The sequence below is a fragment of the Streptomyces sp. ADMS genome, assembly GCF_033441795.1.
Classification (GTDB): Bacteria; Actinomycetota; Actinomycetes; order Streptomycetales; family Streptomycetaceae; genus Streptomyces.
Genome location: NZ_JAVFVX010000637.1, coordinates 1 through 237, shown reverse-complemented (window position 1 = coordinate 237; position 237 = coordinate 1). Strand labels below are relative to the sequence as shown.

Here is a 237-nt window from a genome sequence, read left to right as displayed (position 1 = left end):
GCCCGCGGTGCAGACCCTGCGCACCGTGCTGCTGCAGAACTACACCCGCACCACCGCGAGGGGCGGGCGCGAGGTCGTGGCCCGCCGCACCAGGACCGAGGAGGGCGGTGACGGGCTCCCGCCCGGCCATCTGCGCATCGCCTCCCCCTACGACCCCGACACCCGCTGGTCCGCCAAGCGCAACACCTTCTGGAACGGGTTCAAGCTGCACGTGAGCGAGAGCTGCACGGACGCGCC

At 73.0% G+C, this 237-nt stretch carries 1 pseudogene; it reads left to right on the top strand.

The features are described 5' to 3' along the window. Positions 1–25: 25 nt before the first annotated feature. A pseudogene (locus RB628_RS43110) lies at positions 26–237 on the top strand (IS1182 family transposase); the annotation flags it as partial.